Source organism: Massilia pinisoli (assembly GCF_024753285.1).
Lineage (GTDB): Bacteria > Pseudomonadota > Gammaproteobacteria > Burkholderiales > Burkholderiaceae_D > Telluria > Telluria pinisoli.
Genome location: NZ_JANUGW010000004.1, coordinates 115536 through 134761, shown reverse-complemented (window position 1 = coordinate 134761; position 19226 = coordinate 115536). Strand labels below are relative to the sequence as shown.

The 19226-nt window shown below is 64.8% G+C and carries 18 protein-coding genes; 5 read left to right on the top strand and 13 right to left on the bottom strand.

Annotation, left to right across the window (positions count from 1 at the left end; all coding sequences use genetic code 11):
- Positions 1 to 18: 18 nt before the first annotated feature.
- The 4 genes from NX784_RS06935 to flgB are packed head-to-tail and all read right to left on the bottom strand — an operon-like array spanning position 19 to position 3169.
- A complete protein-coding gene (locus NX784_RS06935) occupies positions 19 to 1545 on the bottom strand; it encodes a flagellar hook protein FlgE (RefSeq protein ID WP_258815930.1) in 1527 nt (508 codons plus the stop codon).
- 51 nt (positions 1546 to 1596) lie between these two features.
- Positions 1597 to 2304: a flagellar hook assembly protein FlgD gene (locus NX784_RS06930; protein WP_258815929.1), complete on the bottom strand. Its 708-nt coding sequence runs from the start codon at positions 2302 to 2304 to the stop codon at positions 1597 to 1599.
- Positions 2305 to 2339: 35 nt separating this feature from the next.
- Complete coding sequence (gene flgC / locus NX784_RS06925; RefSeq protein ID WP_166858434.1) at positions 2340 to 2738, bottom strand: flagellar basal body rod protein FlgC; 399 nt, start codon at positions 2736 to 2738, stop codon at positions 2340 to 2342.
- A gap of 2 nt (positions 2739 to 2740) precedes the next feature.
- Positions 2741 to 3169 (bottom strand): flagellar basal body rod protein FlgB, encoded by a 429-nt coding sequence (flgB, locus tag NX784_RS06920; RefSeq protein WP_258815928.1) that lies wholly within the window; start codon positions 3167 to 3169, stop codon positions 2741 to 2743.
- Between the two features lie 171 nt (positions 3170 to 3340).
- On the opposite strand from flgB, the gene flgA reads away from it, so the two are divergent.
- From flgA to NX784_RS06905, 3 genes are all read left to right on the top strand, one after another.
- Positions 3341 to 4039, top strand: a complete 699-nt coding sequence (gene flgA / locus NX784_RS06915; protein ID WP_258815927.1) for a flagellar basal body P-ring formation chaperone FlgA — start codon at positions 3341 to 3343, stop codon at positions 4037 to 4039.
- 137 nt (positions 4040 to 4176) lie between these two features.
- Positions 4177 to 4482: a flagellar biosynthesis anti-sigma factor FlgM gene (flgM, locus tag NX784_RS06910; RefSeq protein WP_258815926.1), complete on the top strand. Its 306-nt coding sequence runs from the start codon at positions 4177 to 4179 to the stop codon at positions 4480 to 4482.
- Between the two features lie 7 nt (positions 4483 to 4489).
- The gene (locus NX784_RS06905) at positions 4490 to 4960 is read left to right on the top strand and encodes a flagella synthesis protein FlgN (protein WP_258815925.1); all 471 of its coding nucleotides are present in this window, start codon (positions 4490 to 4492) and stop codon (positions 4958 to 4960) included.
- 118 nt (positions 4961 to 5078) lie between these two features.
- Here the strand turns inward: NX784_RS06905 and NX784_RS06900 are convergent, their stop codons facing one another.
- Positions 5079 to 7511, bottom strand: coding sequence for a bifunctional diguanylate cyclase/phosphodiesterase (locus NX784_RS06900; protein WP_258815924.1), 2433 nt, complete (start codon positions 7509 to 7511; stop codon positions 5079 to 5081).
- A gap of 1134 nt (positions 7512 to 8645) precedes the next feature.
- Here NX784_RS06900 and NX784_RS06895 point away from each other — a divergent pair.
- Positions 8646 to 9689: an acyltransferase family protein gene (locus tag NX784_RS06895; protein ID WP_258815923.1), complete on the top strand. Its 1044-nt coding sequence runs from the start codon at positions 8646 to 8648 to the stop codon at positions 9687 to 9689.
- Between the two features lie 270 nt (positions 9690 to 9959).
- Here NX784_RS06895 and NX784_RS06890 read toward each other — a convergent pair whose 3' ends face one another.
- The 6 genes from NX784_RS06890 to flhF all read right to left on the bottom strand — a co-directional run bounded on the left by NX784_RS06890 (position 9960) and on the right by flhF (position 14950).
- A complete protein-coding gene (locus tag NX784_RS06890; RefSeq protein WP_258815922.1) occupies positions 9960 to 10370 on the bottom strand; it encodes a hypothetical protein in 411 nt (136 codons plus the stop codon).
- A gap of 76 nt (positions 10371 to 10446) precedes the next feature.
- Positions 10447 to 11181 (bottom strand): flagellar motor protein MotD, encoded by a 735-nt coding sequence (gene motD / locus NX784_RS06885; protein WP_258815921.1) that lies wholly within the window; start codon positions 11179 to 11181, stop codon positions 10447 to 10449.
- Between the two features lie 10 nt (positions 11182 to 11191).
- On the bottom strand, positions 11192 to 11935 hold the full coding sequence (locus NX784_RS06880) for a flagellar motor protein (protein WP_258815920.1): 744 nt from the start codon (positions 11933 to 11935) through the stop codon (positions 11192 to 11194).
- Positions 11926 to 12645: an RNA polymerase sigma factor FliA gene (locus NX784_RS06875; protein ID WP_258815919.1), complete on the bottom strand. Its 720-nt coding sequence runs from the start codon at positions 12643 to 12645 to the stop codon at positions 11926 to 11928. The genes NX784_RS06880 and NX784_RS06875 overlap by 10 nt, the downstream gene beginning before the upstream one ends.
- 30 nt (positions 12646 to 12675) lie before the next feature.
- Positions 12676 to 13482: a MinD/ParA family ATP-binding protein gene (locus tag NX784_RS06870; RefSeq protein WP_258816156.1), complete on the bottom strand. Its 807-nt coding sequence runs from the start codon at positions 13480 to 13482 to the stop codon at positions 12676 to 12678.
- Positions 13475 to 14950, bottom strand: a complete 1476-nt coding sequence (flhF, locus tag NX784_RS06865) for a flagellar biosynthesis GTPase FlhF (protein WP_258815918.1) — start codon at positions 14948 to 14950, stop codon at positions 13475 to 13477. Before flhF ends, NX784_RS06870 begins: the two co-directional genes overlap by 8 nt.
- Before the next feature lie 460 nt (positions 14951 to 15410).
- Here flhF and NX784_RS06860 point away from each other — a divergent pair, with 460 nt between their 5' ends.
- On the top strand, positions 15411 to 15608 hold the full coding sequence (locus NX784_RS06860) for a hypothetical protein (RefSeq protein WP_258815917.1): 198 nt from the start codon (positions 15411 to 15413) through the stop codon (positions 15606 to 15608).
- A 31-nt stretch (positions 15609 to 15639) separates the two neighbouring features.
- Here NX784_RS06860 and NX784_RS06855 read toward each other — a convergent pair whose 3' ends face one another.
- Together NX784_RS06855 and flhA are read right to left on the bottom strand one after the other, a co-directional pair.
- Positions 15640 to 16794 (bottom strand): MraY family glycosyltransferase, encoded by a 1155-nt coding sequence (locus tag NX784_RS06855; protein ID WP_258815916.1) that lies wholly within the window; start codon positions 16792 to 16794, stop codon positions 15640 to 15642.
- Positions 16795 to 17074: 280 nt separating this feature from the next.
- Entirely contained in the window at positions 17075 to 19204 is a 2130-nt protein-coding gene (gene flhA / locus NX784_RS06850; RefSeq protein ID WP_258815915.1) for a flagellar biosynthesis protein FlhA, read from the bottom strand.
- Between the last annotated feature and the right edge of the window lie 22 nt (positions 19205 to 19226).

Here is a 19226-nt window from a genome sequence, read left to right as displayed (position 1 = left end):
CCCTTCGGAGGTTAAGCGTTAGCGCAAGCTCACCAGCGTCTGCAGCACCGAGTCCTGCGTCTTGATCGTCTGCGCATTGGCCTGGTAGACGCGCTGCGCGGTGATCATGTCGACCAGCTCGGCCGTCAGGTCGACGTTCGAGCTTTCCGTCGCGGACGACTGCAGCACGCCGAAGCCGCCTGTGCCCGGGGTGCCGAGCAGCGGCGTACCGGACGCCGACGTCTCGGTCCACGAGTTGTTGCCGATCGGCTCCAGGCCGTTCGAGTTGGTGAAATTGGCAAGGACGACCTGGCCCAGCGCCCGGGTCTGGCCGTTGCTGTACTGGCCCTGCAAGGTGCCGTCGGCCGCGGCCGAGAAGCGCTGCAGGTGGCCGGCCGTGAAGCCGTCCTGCGTCGTCAGCTTTTCGCTCGTGTCGGCGCCGTACTGGGTGCTGCCATTGAAGCCGACGTTGATCGCCAGCGTCTCCTTGGCGCCCGTTGCCGGATACACGGGGAACGACACGGCGAGCGGCAGCGTCTGCGGCGACATCAAGGGGGCCGACAGCGCGCCGTTCGAGTCGAACTTCAGCGTGCCGATCGGCACGGACGGCACGGACACGGCGGCCGCGATGTCCCGATCGACCTGGTCCGGCGTGTAGCCGACCGTGGCGCCCGAGCTCGAGGCCGCGGACTGGATGGCGGTGACGGTCGCCGCGGTGGCGCCGGCGGCGCCCGCCGCTGTGGTGACGGCTGTCGATGCGGCGGCGGCATAGCTCGACAGCGCGGCGGCGACGGCGGCCGGGTCCTGGGGCGATGCCTTCGTCGCGGCCGTCCAGGCGGCGCGCGCGGCCATCGCGGTCGGGTCGCTGCCGGCGGCCTTCTCCACGCTGACGTTGCTGATCTCGGTGCCGTCGGCGCCGGCGTACACGTCCCACGTGCCCGAGCCCGTCTTCACGTAGTACAGCGACATCGTGTGTTCGTTGCCCAGCGAGTCGTACACGCTGACGGGGACCTGCTTGTTGTACGTGGTCGCGTCGTTCGCGCTGAACGGGAAGTTGGTGGGCGTCGCCTCGCGCGAGTCGAGGTTGATCGACGTATCGACCTTCGTGGTCGCGTTCGGTTTCATGTCGACCGTGCTGATCTTCAGCGGCGTCGGCGTGCTGGCCAGGATCTGGCCGTTCGCGGAGACGCCGTAGCCCGTCACGTTCGCGCCCTGCGGCGTCACGATGAAGCCGTTCTTGTCCAGCGAGAACTGGCCGTTGCGGGTGTACTGGACGGCGCCGCCCATCTCGGTGCGGAAGAAACCGCCGCCGTTGATGGCGATGTCGAGCGGGTTCGCCGTCGTCTCGATATTACCTTGCGTGAACTGCTGGGCGACGGACGCCACGCTCACGCCGATGCCGGCCTGCGCCGCGCCGGCGCCGCTCAGCGAGCGCGCGTAGACGTCGGCGAATTCCGTCGTCGAGCCCTTGAAGCCGACGGTGCTTGCGTTGGCGATGTTGTTACCGATGACGTCCAGCGATTTCGCGGCGCCGTTCAAGCCGCTCAGGCCTTGTTGGAAGGACATGTTGTGCTCCTGTTGTTCGTTCGATGCGTTGGGTGGTCTTGCAAGCGGCGCTTACAAGACTTCCTTGATGTCGGCCAGCGTGAGCGTGCCCTTGCCGGACAGGTTCACCTTGACGCCATCGGTACTGTTGGTGGTGACGCTGGCGACGCTGTCGAACGACAGGCCCTTGGCGTCGGTGAGGTTGGCGCCGCCACGCGTCGCCACGACCTTGAACGTATAGTTGCCGTCGCCCAGGGTGACGGGGTTGCCGCTGCTGTCGAGCTTGGTCGGATCGGGCACGCCGTTCCACGCCAGCGGCAGCACGCCGGCCTTCTGCGCGCCGAGGTCCATCGTCTCAACCTCGTTGCCCTTGGCGTCGCTGATGACGACCTTCAGGTTGTCGGCGTCGCTGCCCAGTTCCACGCCCAGCACGGCCTTGCCGCTGGCCAGGGTGACGCCGCTGCCCGCGACGAGCACGCCGTGGCCGATCAGGTTCGTCGCCTGCATCGCTTCGGAGCTCTGGTAGCTGGACTTCAACGATTCCAGCGTGGTGTTCAACTTGTTCACGCCCGTCACGGTCTGCAGCTGCGCGAGCTGGCTCGTCATCTGGGCGTTGTCCATCGGGTTCAGCGGGTCCTGGTTCTGCAGCTGGGTCACGAGCAAGGTCATGAACTTGTCGGTGTCGGCGGACACGCTGTCGGTGCTGGCCGCCTTCTTCGTGTTCATCGTCGCCATCAGGTCGGTGACGGGCGTGCTGGTGGTATTGGTTACGGTCGCCATGGGAGCGTGTCAGTGTGAGTGTGCGGTTATCGGAATTACTGGCCGAGGGTCAGCGTCTTGAGCAGCATGGTCTTGGCCGCGTTCATCGTCTCGACGTTCGTCTGGTACGAGCGCGAGGCCGACAGCATGTTGACCATCTCGTCGACGACGTTCACGTTGGGCATCGAGACATAGCCCTTGTCGTCGGCCAGCGGATTCTTGGGGTCGTACACCTGCTTCAGGGGCGAGGCATCCTCGACCACTTCGCGCACCTTGACGCCGGTGCCGCTTTCCATCGGGACGGCCTCGAACACGACCTGCTTGGCGCGGTAGGCCTGGCCCGTGGCGCTCGTCGCGCTGTCGGCGTTGGCGAGGTTGCTGGCCGTCGTGTTCAGGCGCTGGGCCTGGGCGCTCATGGCCGACCCGGCCACGTTGAAGACATTAAATAAAGACATGATTACTGGCCTCCCTGGATCGCCGCGAGCATATTGCGGATCTGCTGGTTGAGCATCGTGATGCCGGCTTCGTAGCGCAGCGCGTTGTCGGCGAACTGGGTGCGTTCCGTATCCATGTCGACCGTGTTGCCGTCGACGGCGCCCTGCGTCACCGTGCGGTACAGCACGGGCGTGGCACCGTCGCCCAGCGTCTTGCCGTCGGCGGCCGCCTTGGCGTTCGGATAATGCGCGCCGGACGTCGTCGCCAGCGGGGCCGAGTTCGTCGCCCGGGCCAGCGCACCTTGCAGGGCGCTGGAAAAATCGATGTCGCGCGCCTTGAAGTTCGGCGTATCCGCGTTGGCGATGTTCGACGCCAGCAATTCCTGGCGCTGCGAACGCAGGCTGAGCGCCGTTTCATTGAAGCGCAGGTAGTCGTCGAGTTTGCCGATCATGATTGCTCCCTGGTTGCCAGGCATCTGGTGGTGGACAGGATGGATCATACGGACGGGCGAACTCTTCCAATCGGGCAATAAAGAGACGCAAACCACGGCTATTCGACCTTTCGACCGGGCCACCCCGGACCTAAGATGGCAGCGTCGCAAAAACCCGCACACCCTTTATTTATGAAACGCACGCTCCTCATCGCCCTGCTCGCCGCAACCGCCTCGCTGGCGACCGCGCAGACGCAGCCCACCGGCCGCCAAAACGTCAACGCCCTGCGCACCGTCGTCGAGCAGTTCCTGCAGACGCAGACGGCCGGCCTGCCCGGCACCGTGACGGTGAAAGTGGGCGCGATCGACGCCCGCACGGCCCTCGCCGCCTGCCCCGCGCCGGAAGCCTTCCTGCAGCCGGGCGCACGTGCCTGGGGCAAGACCACGGTGGGCGTGCGCTGCACGGCGCCGTCGAACTGGACGATCTTCGTGCAGGCGCAGGTGAACGTGCAGGCGGAATACGTCGCGGCCGCGCTGCCGCTGGCCCAGGGCCAGGCGATCGAGCAAAGCCAGCTCGTGTTGGTAAAAGGCGACATCGCCGCGATGCCGAACGGCATCATCACGGACATGGCGCAGGCCATCGGCCGCACGCCGACCGTGTCGCTGGCGGCCGGCACGCCGCTGCGCCTCGACACGCTGCGCAGCAAACCCGTCGTGCAACAGGGCCAGGCCGTACGCTTGGTGTCGAACGGCAATGGATTTTCGGTATCGGCCGAAGGCAAGGCCATCGGCAATGCCAGCGACGGCCAGGTCGTGCAAGTGCGGATGCCGTCCGGCTCGGTCGTCAGCGGCACGGCGCACGCCGGCGGGATGGTCGAGGTGGCGTTTTAAGGCAGCATGGAGCAGCATGGGCTTTCAAATACGGCATCCGGCCGCATTTGTTTGATGTCCCCTAAAGTTTTCGGCAACATGGCCGTTACTTCAGGCAGATCCCGGGCTTTCTGCTCCGACCTGAGAAGGATGATGCTGTGAAAATCAACGATACACTCAAGAGCAACGCAGGCGTTCAAGCCAATAACACGCCGGCCACGACTGCGAAGAGCAGCGACGCGGCCGCCGCGAGGACGGTCACGCCCGCTGCAGCCGATACCGTGCGCCTGTCCCCGCAAGGCCAGGCGCTCGCGGCTGGTGGCACCAGCCAAGTGTTCGACAGCAAGAAGGTCGAACGTATTAAAGCGGCCATCGCGGATGGCCAATTCCACGTCAATTCCGAGAAAGTGGCGGACGGCCTGCTCGATACAGTGCGCGACCTGCTGCATTCCCGAAAACAGTAGATAACCCATGGCCATAGCATCCCCCGGCGCAACCCTGCGCGACGAACAGCAAGTGATCGGTTCCATCGTGGAACTGATGAAAACGGAGCAACAGCTCCTGATCAGTGCGGATGCGGATGGCCTGTCGACCATTACCCCCAACAAGCTGCAACTGGCGCAGCGCGCCGCGACCCTGTCGCGCGTACGCCACAAGGCCCTCGCCGCCGCCGGTTTTCCCGCGGACGAAACGGGGATGGAGCCGTGGCTGGCCGTCGGCGGCAACGACGAGCACCGCGCGGACTGGAACCGCCTGCTCGACCTGACCCGCGAAGCAAAAGAACTCAACCGCGTCAACGGCATGCTGGTCAACCGCCAGCTGGGCCAGACGCAGGCCGCGCTGGGCGAATTGCGCGGTCCGGGCGGCAATCCGGGCGGCGTCTACGGCCCGGGCGGGCAAACCATGTCGACGGGGCCGTCGCGCCGGTTCGTGGTCGGCTGAGCCGTTCTCGCGATTCTTCTGTGATTTGAACGCGTGGACAGCAAAGCTGTCCACCCTACAGGTAACGCCGCGTGTCCGGTAGGGTGGACGGCTCGTCCGTCCACGCGTTCGGCACACTTTATTCCACCGCGGCGTCCCGCGCGAACATGGCCTCGATCTGCTCCGGCCACACGGGCGGGCTGAAGTAATACCCCTGGATTTCATCGCACCCGTTCTCGCGCAGGAACGCCACCTGCTCGGCCGTCTCGGCACCCTCCGCCACCGCCTCCAGGTTCAAGGTATGCGCCAGCGCGATGATCGCGCGCGCGATCGCGGCGTCGTTCGCGTCGGCCGTCACGTCGCTGATGAACGAGCGGTCGATCTTCAGCACGTCGATGGGGAAGCGCTTCAGGTAGCTGAGCGAGGAATAGCCGGTGCCGAAGTCGTCGATCGACAACGCCACGCCGAGCGCCTTCAGCGAACGCAGCACGCTTGCCGCCTCGGCCGTGTCGCGCATCACCGTGCTTTCCGTGATCTCGATCTCCAGGCAGCCCGGCGGCAGGCTGCTCCGCGCCAGCGCCGCCTGGACGCGCTGCGCGAGGCCGGCCTGCTGGAACTGGCGCGCCGACAGGTTGACGGACACGCGCAGCGGCGGCAGCCCCTGCGCGCGCCACGCGGCCGCGCGCGTGCAGGCTTCGTCCAGCACCCACATGTCGAGATCGTCGATGAGCCCCGTCTCCTCGGCCAGCGGGATGAAGCGCGCGGGCGGCACGAGGCCCAGCACCGGATGGCGCCAGCGCACGAGGGCCTCGACGCCCAGCACGGCGCCGCTGGCCAGGTCCACGCGCGGCTGGTATTGCAGCGCGAACTGGTTGCGCTCGATGGCGTGGCGCAGCAGCGATTCCATGTCGACCCGTTCGCGGATTGCCAGCGCCATCGCGTCCGTGTGGAAGCGGTACCGCGCCGGGCCCTCGGCTCTCGCCCCGGCCATCGCCACCTGCGCCATCTGCAGCAATTCGTGCGCACCGCAGCGGCCATCCGGCAGCAGGGCGATGCCGACGCTGGCCGCGAGGAACACGCGCTGCCCGCCGACGAGGAACGGCTCGCGCACGGCCTCCAGCAGGTGCTCGGCCAGCGCCGTGGCGGCGTCCTGGCCCGCGTGTTTCTGCACGACGATGAATTCGTTGCCACCCTGGCGCGCCAGCATGTCGCCGGCGGCCAGCACACCGGACAGCCGGACGACGCACTCCCGCAACACGTCGTCGCCGCCGGCATAGCCGTAGCCGCTGTTGATCTTGCGGAACTCGTGCAGGTCGAACACGAGCACGGCCAGCGTGCGCCCGTCCTGGCGCGCGCCCGCGATCGCCTCGTCCAGCGCCTCCAGGATGCGGTTGCGGTTCGGCAGGCCAGTCAGGGCGTCGTGCGTGAGCTGCTCGACGAGGGCCCGCTCGAGCCGGCGCCGCTCCGACAGGTCGCGCACGATGGCCACCTGCTGGCCGCCCGGCATGACGGCACGGCGCACGTCGGCCGGGAAAGCGGGGCCGTACAGGCGGCGGCAATCCAGCTCGGCGTCGCCGGCGCCGGCCGGCACGAGCACGTCCAGCGGCAGACCGGCGGCCGTCTCGCGCGGCACGCCGAACAGGCTTTCCGCGCGCGCGTTCATCATCGTGATGCGCCCTTCCCCGCCGACCAGCAGGATGGCGTCCGGCGCGCATTCCATCAGGCTGCGGAAGCCCGCTTCGCTCTCGGCCAGCGAACGCTCCGACCGCTGCAGCCGCAGATAGGGCGCCTGCACGGCCGCCACCCAGATCGCGCGGTGCAGGCACAGGTAGGCGATCACCTTGTACACGTGGCCGACGAGGTTCACGACGTCGTCCGGCCGCGCATACGTCGCGAAACTGACGCCGCCCAGCGCCATCACCGCAGCCGTCGCGGCCAGGTAACGGTCGGTGCGCAAGCCCGTGACGAGGGCGCGGCGCAGCAGGAACAACGCGGCGAGCGCATTCAACGCGATCAGCACGACCTCGCAACCGATCTTGAACGGCGTCAGCCCCTGCCCCGGCACATACGTCGCCGGCAAGGTCAGCGGGTCGGCCACGGCGAGCCAGTAACCGAGCGCGGCGAGCGCGAGCGCTGCCAGCACCGCCCAGCCGCGCACGCGGCGGCCGACGGTCCGTTCGCGCGGGGCGAACGCGGCGACGAGCAGCGCGGCGGCACTGACGGCGCGGGCCAGCAGCCAGAATTCGATGCCCCGCCCCGCACTGCCCGGCATGCCCGCCACGGACATCAGGTGGCCGAAGTCGAGCAGGCCGACTGCCAGCGCGGTGGGCGACAGCAGCGCCACGCGGATCGGCATGTCGCGCCCGATGCCATGCCAGCCGGTGGAAAACACGAGCATGGCGACGACAACCGAGAACACTTCCATCGCCGTATGGGCCGTCAGGTACCAGCGCGGATCCCACGGCAGCAGCGCGGCGTGGCCCAGCATGAGCCAGCCCATGAACACGGCCAGCAACGCCGTCAGGACGGACAGCCGCACGGTGGACGGCAACCTTCCGGAACGCCGCCTCATGCCGCCCCGCCCGCACGCGGCCGGCCCGCGACGGGCGCCGGACGTGCGCCGGGACCGGTCGTGCGGAATCCGCTCATGCGGAAAGCGTGGCTGTCGTGCTCGATAGTCATGTGCTGAAACATAGGTGCCGTGCGCTCGCGCGCCGGCCGGGTGGAGTAGATTCTCTTATGAAACATTAATGCTCAGAGAATCAACAAATGATATCAACCTATCAAATGTAAATCGAGCAATACTTTATCATCTTGGCCAAATTGTTGCGATAATGCAGCAAGTTGCCTGCCTACGGCAAGTTATCGCAACGAAGGCGCTGCGTGGGCCCAGAGCGTGATGCGACGGAGCGTCGGTGTAGTTGACTAGGGGTGTCGTCGCGTCAAGTTGGCGAATGTCTGTCGGCGCGAGCCCGGCAGGCACGGCTCATCAAATGCGTGGCTGTCCGCCGGACCACAATTCCTGTCATCCTTGGGCGGCGCCCAGCGTTTTCCGAACGGCAGATCGCCGCACAGCGTAAGAGCGGTGCTGTGCAATCGAACTGGATATCGTGCAATAAAACAGGCAGTGCTGAAGTATGCGGCGACGCTGGCGCACATTGCCGGCAATGGAAGTGTGTGGTTTCCTCATCGCCTACAACCTGCTACGCCATGAAATCGCTCCGATGCCCAATGATCCGTAGGGTTCTCTACAGCGTCTGAGTCTTCGGTGATTTGCGTTAGCCATCGTCACAGCCTTACCACTGGCCGTTGCAAACCCCGCACCTTTCGCCAAGCGCTTGATCTTGCGGCGCCAGCTTGCATATCCGTACCTCGTACCGAAAGGCCCAACACGGACCTATTCCAGAATTGCTAAACGGCGAGATCCAAGGCTCGAACTACTCTACCGAGGTGCCCGCCGACCGCCTCAACACCGCCCCCGCCCCCGCCGCGGACGATGGTGCAACCATGGCCGACGTGCACGCCGCAACTGCATTCCTAGCTTGCCCCGGCGCAGGCCTTGCACGCAGTTGCCGTTGCTGGCCGAGCTTGCCCGGCGGCGACGCAAAGATGCGGGCATCCAACAGGGGGCGAGCGAACTGAACTGAATGGTTGCAGAGTAATGCCATCTCGGATATAAGACGGATGCTCACCAAAAACCTCCAATATGAAAACTGCAACCTCGACCATTTCCACCTCGACCAGCGCGATTGCCGACAGGATCGAAGGCTTCGACTTGCTCCGCGGCCTCTGCGCGATCGCGGTCGCTTTCTATCACATTCTCTGGTGGCGCGATCAGGTGTCCCTCGATGGGATCGGACGGTATTGCGTTTATGTGTTCTTCGTGCTGAGCGGGGCGAGCATGTTCATCGCCTACAACCACAAGTTCGCCCAAGGGTATGACGCGGGCAAGTTCATCGCCCTGCGGTTCCTGCGCTTGGCGCCGCTGCTCTGCATGGTGCTAGCCTTGACTGCAGGTCTGGCCCTGGTCAAACATCAGCCAGTCGGCCACCTGATCGGTGACACGCTGCTGAACATCTCATTCGCCTTTGGTCTCGGCAACCCAGGCAGCACCTCAGCCATCACCGGCGGCTGGTCACTCGGAATCGAATTCGTGTTCTATCTGGTCTTCCCAGTGTTGCTGGCAGCCACACAGAGCCGCGCTTGGCTGCTGATGCTTGTTCTATCGTTTGTACTGCAGCACGTGTTCGTCAATCGGACACTCGGCGGCGCTTCGCTGGCCACGGCTTGGGTTACGTACACGCAGCCGCTCAGCTTCGCCTTTTACTTCATGGCCGGCTGCTGCATAGGCCGGGTAATCCAGTCCGGTGCAATTCGCTATTCGCCGCTCTGGGTGTTCGGGTTCGCCGCCGCCGCGCTTCCGCTACTATCGGTACACAGCGAAGACAATCTGCTCGGCGTGAATGGTGTGATGCTCTCCCTGTCCGCGACTGCACTGGCCCTGTGCTCGAGCGGCTTGCCGACGCCAGGCTTTGCGTCTACCGTGGCCGATGCGCTCGGCCGGCTGAGCTATGGCGTATACCTGATTCACCCCCTGGCCTTCGGCGTCGTGAATCGACTGCTCATGAAGCAGCCGACAGTCGTTGTGGCGTTGACCACCATCGCGGTAAGTTCAGTCGCAGCCCTAGTACTGGAACGCTATTACGAGGCACCGGTCCGAAGCGGGATCAGGAAGCTGATGAGAATTTGAACGAAAAGGCGGAAGATTCATCACGCCGGCGACAAAAGGCATTGACTGCTGGCGCCGATAGCTAAAACGGATTCACGTGCAAGGTGAATCCGTTTTTCTCTTAAGGCTTCCCCGCTCGACCTGGACTATCGTTCGAAATTTTGCGAGTGTAATCGATTGGCGTGAATCGACGAAGCTTTGCGCCAACGGGGCGATCGCTACACCACCAGGCTTACCGGCAAGTGTACTTTGTGGCTAGTGTAATGAACACGTAAGCGTGCAGTCGCCGGCTCACGGCGCGCTGTGACGGAACATCAAGGTGTCGGTGACGAAGGGGGTCGTCGCGTCAAGCTGGTGGATGTCGGCCAGCGCGAGGCCGGCGTAACGGAGTTCGTAGGTATGGTCGCCGGACCGGAAGGCGTAGTCGGACGTGATGTCGACCGTGTGCGTGTGGGCGGAATGCGGCGGGAGCTCGAGCCAATCCGACGCGGCGCCTGCGGTGCCGGGCGCCGCCCTGCCGACGAACGCGATCGCCACGCCTCCCGGATGCAGGCGCACGTCGAACAGGCGGCCGGCGGGCCGGGAGTCGGCGGCGAGCCCGCGCGGCAGCCACACGCGGCGCTCGCCGCGGTTTTCCGCCCGGAAGGTGACCCAGACCTTGTCGTGGCGCGCATCGACGCTCAGGCTTGCATGCAGGTTCATCCGCTCTCCTCGTTCCATCGACGCCGCCGTCGGGTTGGAACGATTGTACCGTGCGCCCCTCGCGCACGCGCGACCGCTACGCGCCGGCGCCGGACAGGATGGTGATGGCCACGCGCCGGTTGCGCGCGCGCCCGACCGGATCGCCGTTGGACGCCACCGGCCGGTTGGCGCCGCGCCCGACGGCGGCCAGGCGCGCCTCGGCCACGCCGCTGGCCGCGAACAGGCGCACGACGGTCGTGGCCCGCACGGCCGACAATTCCCAGTTCGACGCGAACGCCGGGTTGCCGATCGGCGTGTCGTCCGTGAACCCTTCGACCTCGATCCCGTGCGTATCGTCCTTGAGCAGCCCGGCGACCGTGCGCAAGGTCTCCTGCGCGGGCGGTGTCAGCGCGGCGTCGCCCTCGTCGAACAGGACGCTGGCGTTGATCTCGAGCGTGATGCCGCGCGCCGTCTGCGTCACGCGCACCTTGCCACTGTTGACGAGGGGTTTCAGGATGCTGTCGAGCTTCTTCGCCAGCAGGTCGAGGCGCTCGCGGTCGCGCTTGGCGGCCTCCGCCCGCTTGTGGGCGAGGATGTTCGACAGCGGCAACGTGTCGACCTCGACCATGGTGTTCGTCCGGTTCGCCGCGCCGCGCCCGCCGAAGGCGTCGCCGAGCGCTTCCGACAGCACCGTGTACTTGCCGATGTTCACGACCGACACCGCGTACATCACGACGAAGAACGCGAACAGCAAGGTAATGAAGTCGGCGTAGGAAATGAGCCAGCGTTCGTGGTTCTCGGTGTCCTGCTCGTACGGTCTGCGGCGCGCCATGGACGGCCCGTCAATGGTGCGCCAGCAGGCAGGCGACGCGCTCTTCGATCACGCGCGTGTAGTCGCCCGTGGCGATGTCGTGGAAGACGTCGGTCAGGATCTCGTACTGGGCCACGCGCTCGGCGACGATGCCCTTGATCTTGTTGCCGACCGGGTAGAAGAACAGGTTCGCGAGGCCCACGCCGTACACGGTCGACACGAACGCGACGGCAATGCCGGCGCCCAGGCGCGACGGGTCGGACAGGTTTTCCATCACGTTGATCAGGCCCAGCACGGCGCCGAGGATGCCGACCGTCGGCGCATAGCCGGCCGCCGATTCCCAGATGCGGGCGGCCTGGCGCTCGCGGAATTCGTAGTTGTTGATTTCCGTGTCGAGCAAGCTGCGCAGCTTGTCCGGCTGGATGCCGTCGACGACGAGCCGCAAGCCCTTCTGCACGAACGGATCGGCCTTCGCCATGTACTGCTCGAGCGACAGCAGGCCGTCGCGCCGCGCGGACAGGCTCCACAGGTGGATCTCGCGGGCCAGCGCCTGGCGGCGGTCGGGCGGCGTGACGAACACCCAGCGCAGCATGCGCACGCCGCGCACGAATGCCCGCGACTTGGTCTGCAGCAGCACGGCGCCGAACGTGCCGACGACAACGATGGCGAAGGCGGCCGGCTGGATCAGCGAAGAGAATTTGCCGCCGTCGAGCGTGTGCCCGATGAAGACGCCGGCCAGCGCCAGCGCGAGACCGAGCAGGCTGGTCAGGTCCACGAGCGCTCCCGCAGATAGGTACGCAGGCGCGCCACGGCCTGCGTGTGCAGCTGCGACACGCGCGATTCCGACACGCCCATCACGGCACCGATCTCCTTGAGGTTCAGTTCCTCTTCGTAGTACAGGCCCATCAGCATCTTCTCTCTCGGAGGCAGCGCGTCGATGGCGTCGATGACGGTCTGGCGGAAGTCCGTGTCGAGCAGGCTCTTCAGCGGATCGTCATCGTCGACGGCATAGCGGTCGAGGAAGCTGTCGTTGCCGTCCTCGTCGTGGAAATCCTCGTAATACAGGAGCTGGTGGCCGCCGGAATCGCCCAGCAATTCCTGGTACTCGGCCAGCGGCAGCTTGAGCGACAGCGCCACTTCCGATTCGCTGGGCGGACGGCCCAGTTGCTGCTGCAAGGTGGCCATCGCCTGCTCGACCTTGCGCATATTGGCGCGCGTGGAACGCGGCATCCAGTCGCTGCTGCGCAGCTCGTCAAGCATGGCGCCGCGGATGCGCAGCACAGCGTACGTCTCGAACTGCGCGCCGTGGTTTTCCTCGTAGCGGTTGATCGCATCGAGCAGGCCGATCATGCCTGCCTGGACCAGGTCATCGACTTCGACGGACGGCGGGAGCTTGGCCTTCATCTGGTGGGCGAGACGCTTCACCAACGGCATGTGTTCCGTCAGCAAAAAGTTCTTGTCCGCTTTCCCTTTGACCGTGTACATGGTTCCAGTGATTCGTTAGTCAATGCCGCGTCAAGCGGCCCGGCCCTGCTGCATGCCCGTGCGCGCGAAGCGCCCGGCCAGACGGCGGAACGCCACCGATGCGCCGGCCAGCGGGAATGCGTCCACGACGGCGCGCCCGAGGCGCGCGGCGCGGTGCAGATACTCGTCCGCCGGCACGGAACCCATCGAGGTCAGCGTTACCGCCAAGTAACGAGTTGCCGCAGATGACATATTATCGTATACGACCTTCGCCTCGGCCTCGGTCGCGCCCGTGACGAGGATGCCGAACGGACGGCGGCCCAGGTGCTGCGACAGGCGCTTGATCAGCGCATAGGCATTCGTGATCGACGTGGCGCTCGTCGACACCTGCACGACGATTTCGGACGACGCCATGATCGGCACCGGGAACGAACCATCCGCCGAAAATTCGCCGTCGACCATGATGATGCTGCCGGCCTGCTTGACGAGCACGTCGAACGTCTTGGCCAAGCGGCGCGCGTCGTCCCCGCTCGCGCACGGCGTACGGGCCAACGTCGTGACGGCAAAGCCCTGCGGCACGGAATGGATCACCTGGTTCAGCGCGCACTCCTGGCGCGCCACCTGCAGCAGGCTCGGGCCGCGGTCGACGCCGAGGCGCTGGGCCACGCCGTAGTCGCGCGTGCAGGCGTCGACGATCATCACGTCGTTGCCGGACTGGGCCAGCGAGGCGCCCAGGTTGACGAGCATGGCGCCCTTGTCGTCCTCGGGCGTAGCGGAAAGAAAGGTCACGATGCGCGGCTTGGGGCCCGCCAGCATCCGGCGCAGGCCCTCCGCCTGGTCGAAATCGAAACTAGCCAACATACACCTCGCGCAGCGAACGGTCGTTGTTCAGGTTGCCCAGGCCGGACATCATCAGCGGCAGGTCGGCATCGGCGATCTGGGAGGCGGCGTCGCGCTTGGTGCGGAACGCGCGGTCGACGAGCATCGCGCGGTCGGCCAGGTGCAGGTCTTCCGGCACGCGCTGGCCGTTGGAGATGTAGTGCAGGTTCAGCTTCTGGCGCACGAGCACGTCCAGCACGTTGCCGATCGACGCGGCTTCGTCCATCTTGGTCATGATGGCGCCGGCCAGGCCCGTGCCCTGGTAGGCGCGCACGACTTCGTTCAGCGTTTCGTTGGTCGACGTCGCGTTCAGGCACAGCAGGCGTTTCACGTCGGCGCCGGACTCCGTCAGCATGGCGACCTGCTCCGTCACCATCTGGTCGCGCTGCGACATGCCGATCGTGTCGATCAGCACCGTGTGCTTGTTGCGCAATTCCTTCAGGGCGATACGCAGGTCGGCCTCGTCCTTCACCGAGTGCACCATCACACCCAGGATCTTGCCGTAGATGCGCAGTTGCTCGTGGCCGCCGATACGATAGGCGTCCGTCGTGATCAGCGCCAGCTTGTCCGGACCGTGGCGCATCACACAGCGCGCGGCTAGCTTCGCAGTCGTCGTCGTCTTGCCGACGCCGGTCGGGCCGACCAGCGCGAACACGCCGCCGCGGTCGAGGATGGCATCCTCGTCGGCCATCGTCGTGATGTTGCGTGCCAGGACCGTCTTGACCCAGCGCAGCGACTCGGCAGCATCCTTGCCGGCGGGCAGCTTGTCGATCAGGTAGCGCGACAGGCTCGCGGAAAAGCCGGCGGCCAGCATCTCGCGCAGCACGGCGGCCTTCTGCGGTTCGCGCTGCTGGGTGCTGCCCCACGACAGCTCGGACAGCTGCGTTTCCATCATGCCGCGCATGGCGCGGATCTCGTTCATCATGCCGTGCATTTCGGCGGCGGCGGATTCTTTCGCCTGGGCGATCGCGGCCGACATCATCGCCGTCATCGCGGCCATGTCGAATGCGGGCGCTTCCGGTTGCGGCGCGCGGCGGTTGGCGTACGTGGGCGGCACGGCCGGCTCGTCCATGTCGTACAGCGGATTCATCTGCTGGCGATCCAGCGGCTGGCGTGCGGCCGGGGCTTCCTGGAACGCGCGCGGTGCCGGCGCTGCTTCCTGGAACGGGCGCGCCGCCGGGCGCGCTGCCGGGCGTGCGACCGGTGCCGGCTCGTCGAGATCGTCGAACGACGGTTCCTGCATGCGCAGGTTCGGACGCGGCGCGGCCATTTCCGATTCCGGCGACGGCGACGCCAGCGAGGCGACGTCGTCGTTGTCCAGCGCCAGGATCTCGACGACGCCGTCGACGGGACGGTTCGACAGGATGACCGCGTCAGGGCCCAGGGCCTCGCGCACTTTGCGCAGGGCTTCGCGGGAAGTTGCCGCTGTAAATTTCTTCACGTTCATCGTTTTTCTCCGCTCTTGCTGGCTGTCGCTCAGGTGGTTCGCTGTCCGGTCACGCGGGCACAATGCCCCATTCACGGAGAGAATTATTGACGATGCCGACAGGAAACGATCGGATGAAAAGGCGGGGGAAACTCCGCCTATTCAAACAAACTCAAACTCTCGACGTCCCGAGCTGGACATAGGAGATGCGGACTTGAAGTTGCAGCGCTTGTTACGCCGGCCATCATCAATCGCGTGACAAATTGCCAGTTTGCCATGCACAATGTAGCGAATTGTGCAAAAGTGTCGAAGAAAACGGAATCTATTAGATGATTTGCAATTTAGTTGTTGCAAATCTATTCAAATGTAACGACTTGCTCCAAAGCTCATGCTAGACTGCAACTGAAATTGATGAGATGGTCAGACATCGAAAGGCCGGCAAATGAAACTGAGATTACCGAAGCGTCATTCCGCTGCCAACGTGGAAACCGTCCTCGTGCATGTCTGCGAGTCGATCGATCGAAGTATTACCGTTCTGCGCACGTTTTTCCTGCTGGCCGGCGTCATCGCCGCAGCCGCGCGCACGGGCATATTGTCCGACTATCTCTTCGTTACCGGCCTGCTGCTCCAGATCGCCATATGGTTCCAGCACTGGTGGATACAAAAACGGACCCGCTGAGGGTCCGTTTTTTATATTCGCTTCCAGATAGTTACCGCAACCTGGGGTTGACGCTGACGTCGGCATCGATCCTGCCCGCCTCGGCTGTCGTCCAGCGTCCACGCACGAGACGCCCGTACACCGCGATGTAGATCAGCACCTGAGCCAGCACCGTCAGGATGCTCATCGCGATCGAAGTCCCGACCAGCACGCTCGCGGCCACGCACACGGCAACGACGGGTGGGATGATGCAGGCTACCGCGGCGTTGCGTTTCCACGGATTGCGCGAACTCTTGTCGACGTACTTGAACACCATACGGCGATACACGAGCGTATGCAGATGCAACGCGTCCGGCGCACCCGGGCTGACATTCTGGATGAAGCGCCGACGATAAATGCTGAACAACACCTCGATCACCGGATAAGCACAGATGGAGAGCACCTGCCAGGCGTTCACGCTGGCGTTACGGACGAGCAGCAACACGGCCATTTCCGACACCCAGAACCCGAGGAAATATGCGCCGCCATCACCTAGAAACAATTTGCCGCGCGGGTAATTCAGGACCATGAAACCCAGCGTTGCGCCGATCACCACCATTCCGAGGTCCGCGACGAGATGGTCGCCGCAACGCACTGCGACCGCCGCCAGGCCTGCCGCCATGATGACGATCGTGCTGCTCGACAGGCCGTTGAAGCCATCAATGATATTGATCGCATTCGAGCCGCCGGCGACAACGATAGCAGTCACCAGAAGCGCAACCGGGGTAAACGCGAGCAACGCATCCACACCCCAAATATCCAGTTCCCTCAGGGTGGCGCCGAGCAAAGCGCTTGCGACCAAAGCGCTCAGCGCGGTCGCAAGCAGGCGCACGCGCACCGACACGCGTTTGGTGAAGTCTTCGATGAGGCCGGCCAGGAACGCCGGCAGGCTCGCGATGAGCAACAAGACCATTTCCGTGCCGATCAGCGGCGTCCGCGAGGCCTGGTACATGCGACCAAAACTGATACATCCCAGCACGACGCCCGCGAGAACGGCAAGGCCCCCGATGCGTGGAACAGCCGTCGTATGCACTTTTTGCACACCATTCAGATCATGATCGTGTGACAGCCCGCCATGCCACTTTTGCGACATGACGATGAGCAGACTGACCACGAGACTTGCAGCGAAAGCGACCGACGCGAGCTGAAAGAACTGAATTTCCGACATTATCCTTTTTCCCTCACGCACTTATGTGCCATCCCAGCGCGTATTGCAGATGGACGAAGAGGTGTTATCGATTAACGCTCAGAAATAATGAGCGACACAATGCATCCCCATGGCCGAGCCCGATCCATGGATGCGTGATGTTATCACGAATCAACATTGCAATTTGACTTTTAACACCGTGTGCGCCCACCCCGTTGCGGCGCAACAACCGATAATGTGTCGCAAAGGATTAGGAAACCACGTTTACTGCACTGGATGCCCTTTATAAGGTTTCTTGATATCAAGCCGCACCTACCAAGCTGGTCACGCGAATGGTTTTGCTCTCTGGAATTTCTGAATGCGACAGCACTTTTAGTTGCGGCAATGCCCGCCGCAGGAACCTCGACAACAGCGTGCGCAGCGGCCCGGGCACCAAGAGAACCGGCGTCAGGCCCATGGCCTCTTGTTGCTGCGCAGCATTGGCCGCCTGCTGGACGATCGTGTCGGCCAGCCCCGGTTCGATGCCCGTGCCGTCGCCGCCCGCGTTCAGCGCCTGCACGAGCAGGCGTTCGAGGCGATTGTCCAGGGTCATCACGGACAATTCGTTCGTGCCGGGGAACAGTTGCTGCACGATGGCGCGGCCCAGTGCGACGCGCACCAGCGACGTCAGGTCGGTCGGGTCCTGCGTGCTGCCGCCGTGCTCGGACAGTGTCTCGATGATCGTGCGCATGTCGCGGATGTGCACGCCTTCCTGCAGCAGGTTCTGCAACACTTTCTGCAAGGTCGACAGCGACACGACCTTCGGCACCACGTCCTCGACCAGCTTCGGTGCATCCTTGGCCAGGTGGTCGAGCAGCGCCTGCACTTCCATGCGGCCCAGCAGTTCCGACGCGTGCGTCGTGATCAGGTGGTTCAGGTGGGTGGCGATCACGGTGCTGGCATCGACGACCGTATAGCCCATGCTCTGCGCGTCGTCCTTCAGGCCGGCGTCGATCCAGATGGCCGGCAAGCCGAATGCGGGATCCGTCGTCACGAGACCCGGCAACGTACCGCTCGCCATGCCCGGATTGATCGCCAAGAACTGGCCGTTCATCGCTTCGCCGCTGCCCACTTCGACGCCCTTGAGCGTGATGCGGTAGGCCGACGGTTTCAACTCCAGGTTATCGCGGATGTGCACGGCCGGCGCCAGGAAGCCGACTTCCTGCGCGAATTTCTTGCGGATGCCCTTGATGCGTTTCAAGAGATCGCCGTTCTGCGTCTTGTCGACGAGCAGGATCAGGCGGTAGCCAACTTCCAGGCCCAGGGTGTCGACGGGCATGACGTCTTGCCAGCTCGCCTCTTCCTGCTCGGCCGGGGTCGTGGCCGCCGCCGCGCCGCCGCCGGGCGTACCCGCCGGGCCGCCACCGCCTGCCGCGCCCTGCTGTTCTTCCAGCGGCATGTTCTTGCGGCGCTTTTCCAACAGATAACCGCCGCCGAACAGCGAGCTGCCCAGCAGCAGGAACACGAGGTTCGGCATGCCCGGAATCAGGCCCATGCCGCCCAGGATGCCCCCCGTGATGTACAGCACTTCCGGTTTCGCGAACAGCTGGCCGACGACCTGGGAGCCGACGTCCTTGTCGCTCGCCACGCGCGACACGACCATACCGGCCGCGATCGAGATGATCAGTGACGGGATCTGGGCGACGAGGCCGTCACCGATGGCGAGCAGCGTGTAATTCTTGATCGCGTCTGCGAACCCCATGTCGTGCTGGACCATGCCCACGATGAGGCCGCCGACGACGTTGATCACGGTGACGAGGATGCCGGCCACGGCATCGCCGCGCACGTATTTCGACGCACCGTCCATCGCGCCGTAGAATTCGGCCTCCTGGGACACCTCGGCACGACGGAGCTTGGCGTCCTGCTCGCCGATGAGGCCCGCATTCAGGTCGGCGTCGATCGCCATCTGCTTGCCGGGCATCGCGTCCAGGGCGAAGCGTGCGCCCACCTCGGCGATACGGCCTGCGCCCTTGGTCACGACGGTGAAGTTGATGATCGTCAAGATGATGAAGACGACGAGACCGACCGTGTAGTTGCCGCCGATCAGGAAGTGACCGAACGCTTCGATCACCTTGCCGGCCGCGGCGCCGCCCGTGTGGCCTTCGGTCAGCACGACACGCGTCGACGCCACGTTCAGCGACAGGCGCAGCATCGTGGTCACGAGCAGCACGGCCGGGAACGCCATGAAATCGAGCGGCTTGACCGTGTACAGCGCAGTCAGCAGCACGATCACGGACATCGCGATGTTAAAGCTGAAAAACAGGTCCAGTGCGAACGCCGGCAGCGGCAGGATCATCATTGCCAGCAGCAGGATGATCAGGATCGGCGCCGCCAACGCGTTGCTGCGCGCACCGATCTTCTGCAGCCAGGGAGGCAATTTGAAACCGTTCATTCGTGCTCCGTCGTTCAGAAAC

Coding starts and splice junctions, on each gene's coding strand:
- NX784_RS06935 (WP_258815930.1), bottom strand. CDS start 1,545: ATGTCCTTCCAACAAGGCCTGAGCGGCTTGAACGGCGCCGCGAAATCG.
- NX784_RS06930 (WP_258815929.1), bottom strand. CDS start 2,304: ATGGCGACCGTAACCAATACCACCAGCACGCCCGTCACCGACCTGATG.
- flgC (WP_166858434.1), bottom strand. CDS start 2,738: ATGTCTTTATTTAATGTCTTCAACGTGGCCGGGTCGGCCATGAGCGCC.
- flgB (WP_258815928.1), bottom strand. CDS start 3,169: ATGATCGGCAAACTCGACGACTACCTGCGCTTCAATGAAACGGCGCTC.
- flgA (WP_258815927.1), top strand. CDS start 3,341: ATGAAACGCACGCTCCTCATCGCCCTGCTCGCCGCAACCGCCTCGCTG.
- NX784_RS06905 (WP_258815925.1), top strand. CDS start 4,490: ATGGCCATAGCATCCCCCGGCGCAACCCTGCGCGACGAACAGCAAGTG.
- NX784_RS06900 (WP_258815924.1), bottom strand. CDS start 7,511: ATGAGGCGGCGTTCCGGAAGGTTGCCGTCCACCGTGCGGCTGTCCGTC.
- NX784_RS06895 (WP_258815923.1), top strand. CDS start 8,646: ATGAAAACTGCAACCTCGACCATTTCCACCTCGACCAGCGCGATTGCC.
- NX784_RS06890 (WP_258815922.1), bottom strand. CDS start 10,370: ATGAACCTGCATGCAAGCCTGAGCGTCGATGCGCGCCACGACAAGGTC.
- motD (WP_258815921.1), bottom strand. CDS start 11,181: ATGGCGCGCCGCAGACCGTACGAGCAGGACACCGAGAACCACGAACGC.
- NX784_RS06875 (WP_258815919.1), bottom strand. CDS start 12,645: ATGTACACGGTCAAAGGGAAAGCGGACAAGAACTTTTTGCTGACGGAA.
- flhF (WP_258815918.1), bottom strand. CDS start 14,950: ATGAACGTGAAGAAATTTACAGCGGCAACTTCCCGCGAAGCCCTGCGC.
- NX784_RS06855 (WP_258815916.1), bottom strand. CDS start 16,794: ATGTCGGAAATTCAGTTCTTTCAGCTCGCGTCGGTCGCTTTCGCTGCA.
- flhA (WP_258815915.1), bottom strand. CDS start 19,204: ATGAACGGTTTCAAATTGCCTCCCTGGCTGCAGAAGATCGGTGCGCGC.